The sequence below is a fragment of the Pseudorhodobacter sp. genome (assembly GCF_030452865.1).
Lineage (GTDB): Bacteria > Pseudomonadota > Alphaproteobacteria > Rhodobacterales > Rhodobacteraceae > Pseudorhodobacter.
Genome location: NZ_JAKDLJ010000449.1, coordinates 1 through 2719, shown reverse-complemented (window position 1 = coordinate 2719; position 2719 = coordinate 1). Strand labels below are relative to the sequence as shown.

Annotated in this window: 3 protein-coding genes; 1 reads left to right on the top strand and 2 read right to left on the bottom strand. The window is 59.0% G+C overall.

Annotation, left to right across the window (positions count from 1 at the left end):
• Window positions 1-273: 273 nt before the first annotated feature.
• Together L0H65_RS17890 and L0H65_RS17885 are read right to left on the bottom strand one after the other, a co-directional pair.
• Entirely contained in the window at window positions 274-609 is a 336-nt protein-coding gene (locus tag L0H65_RS17890) for an acyl-CoA thioesterase (protein WP_301460568.1), read from the bottom strand.
• A gap of 127 nt (window positions 610-736) precedes the next feature.
• Window positions 737-1843 carry a polysaccharide biosynthesis/export family protein gene (locus L0H65_RS17885; protein WP_301460567.1) on the bottom strand — a complete coding sequence of 369 codons (1107 nt, stop codon included), beginning with the start codon at window positions 1841-1843 and terminating at the stop codon, window positions 737-739.
• Between the two features lie 324 nt (window positions 1844-2167).
• Here L0H65_RS17885 and rfbC point away from each other — a divergent pair.
• Window positions 2168-2719 (top strand): dTDP-4-dehydrorhamnose 3,5-epimerase (gene rfbC, locus L0H65_RS17880; RefSeq protein ID WP_301460566.1); only part of this gene is annotated, 552 nt, incomplete at its 3' end.

Here is a 2719-nt window from a genome sequence, read left to right as displayed (position 1 = left end):
ATCCGCAGGGCGCGGCCCGGCGGCGCTTTGCGTCTTGAGTCCGGAGTAGGTCGGCGGTCACCACGACTCGCTGTCTGCGAAATCCCAACGGAACCAAACCCCGCCCAACGCCGTATCCCTTCATAACCAACCCAATGGAGACCGTTATGAAAGGTGTTGTTGCTTGGTTGATGGGAGTGCCGCTGGTTGTGATCATCGGCCTTTTTGCGGTTGGCTTTTTCTAGGCCTGCAAACCACCCGGTTGATCGAGTGATTGACCGGGCTTTATCATCGTTACGCCTCGGGGACCACCCTCGGCCTTCCGTCATCATCAATCGCCACGAACGTAAACACCGCTTCGGTCACCTTCTCGCGCTCCCCTAAACGGTTGCGCCGAACCCAGGCCTCTACCTCGATCCCCATCGAGGTGCGACCGACCCGGCCAACGGCGGCATAGATGCACAACACGTCACCGACGCGCACCGGGCGGATGAACTTCATCGCGTCGACGGCAACGGTGGTCACCCGACCATTCGCCCGCTCCCCCGCGACGATACCGGCGGCCATGTCCATCTGGCTGAGCACCCAGCCGCCGAAGACATCGCCATTGGTGTTCACATCGCGCGGCATCGCCAAGGTGCGCAGCGTCACCTCACCTTGCGGCTGGGTTTTGGGTCCGGTTTGCAAATTCATTCCCTCGCAATCTGAAAAACAATGCCCGAAAACCGTGGTTTCGAATGGTCAGATGCGTCAGAGATCAATTCACGGCCTGCGACAATCCAACCACCGACCGCAGCAGGCCGAACACCGTTGTCAGTGCCACGGCAGGGGATTCCGTCGCAAGAACCGTGTCCTTCGGATTGATCTCAAAATTGCGCGCGGCGAACAGCCCATCTGCGGTCGTCAGATCAAAGGAGAACACCACATCCTTCTGTTTCGGCCCCCTGATCCCGTCGGCACGCACCGCCTTTTGCGGATATTCGCGCAGGACGAGCAAGCCTTCCGGGTTGGCACGGGTGTCAAGGATGCCACCAACCAGCGACACCGCTTCGAGGGCGGTGATATCTTCTTTCTCAAACTGGATCAGACTTTCCTTGCCGGTTGCGCCCAGCGAGGTGAAATAACGGTCATCCTCCCGCACCACAATCTTGTCACCCCCGCGCAGGGTGATGTTCCTGTTGGCATCCGACAGCAGACGCTCCGCGCGGATTTCGTAGGTCTTGCTCCCGCGCATCAAGCGCACAAGCGGATGCTTGAGCGCGGCAGAAATGCCGCCCGACTCTGCAATCAGGCTGAGAATGGAGGCGCTGCGGTCTGCCAGCGGATAGTTGCCGGGTTTTCCGATACCGCTGACCAGATCAACCGAATTGCGCGCACCAGCGGACATGGCCAATTGTACCTGGGCCGAAGGCGCGATTTGTGCCATCTCGGTCTGTATCTGTTCGCGTGCACGTTCAGGCGTCAACCCGTTGATCACCACATTGCCCAGATAGGGCACAAACACCGTTCCGGTCGGAGAAACCTGCATCTCCGGCAAGGCAACCGTTTTCTGCGCCTGCGCGGTCAGCAAGGAGTTTTCCTGGCTGTCCCAGATCACCAGTTTGATCGTATCACCGGCACGGATCACCGATCCGTTCGGCCCGCCTTTGTCGCTCGGCCAGCTATATCCGCCGCTCCAGCCCGTCGCAGGCCAGGAACGAACCTGTTCCATATTGGACCGTGAGACGAACACCACCTCATAGGTGGGTTCTTCTGCGTTTTTCTCCCGCAGAATTTCGTTGGAAACGGCTGCGCCGCGCGGAAGGCTGCATCCAGAAAGGGCAAGCCCCAATATTGCGATGGCGCAGACAGGTTTGAAGCGCAATGAAGCCCCCGGTTTGACAACATGGAATCTTGTGTGATTCCTTGCAGGACAATAGCCTTTGTGGCAACTCCGCGCCACACCTCTAGGGATTGTGTATTCCAAAAAAATTGTCCCTTTGGGCTTTTGCTGGGAAATCAAGCGCAAGCGGGACTTTCTTCACACGGAAAACCGCCGATTGGTTCTCAACATAGCACCTGTCAAACAAACACGCCGCCCATGGCCCGCGCGCACGCGGGCTCAGTTGACGGATGGCGCGCCTTGCGGATGCCGCGCGACCTGCGGTAACATCTGTACAACACTCCCCCGAAACAGGCAGGCAGCGGCGTGAACATTGAGAAAACCACACTGGCCGATGTCCTGTTGATAACGCCGAAACGGTTCGGCGATGCGCGTGGCTGGTTCAGTGAAACCTACAATGCAGCGACGCTGGATCCTTTCGGCATCCAGACCGTTTTCGTGCAGGACAATCACTCGTTTTCAGCGCGGGTGGGGACGTTGCGCGGGTTGCATTGCCAACGCCCGCCGCACGCACAGGAAAAGCTGGTACGCTGCTCTCGCGGTGTGATCTTTGATGTCGCGGTGGATTTTCGGCGCGGGTCGCCGCAGTTCGGCAAATGGTTCGGAGTGGAGCTGAGTGCGCAGAACGGCCGGCAGCTTTTGATCCCGAAAGGGTTTTTGCATGGCTTCGTCACCCGCACTCCGGATTGCGAGGTGCAATACAAGTGCAGCGATGTCTATTCTCCCGCCTGCAATGCGGGTGTTCGCTGGGACGATCCTGACATCGGTATCGACTGGGGGCTGGCAGATGCGCCGGCGCTTTCGGCGCGGCTTTGGTGTCGTTTTTCGCTTCCAGAGCGAACGGGGGCGATATGCACG

Coding starts and splice junctions, on each gene's coding strand:
- L0H65_RS17890 (WP_301460568.1), bottom strand. CDS start 609: ATGCCGCGCGATGTGAACACCAATGGCGATGTCTTCGGCGGCTGGGTG.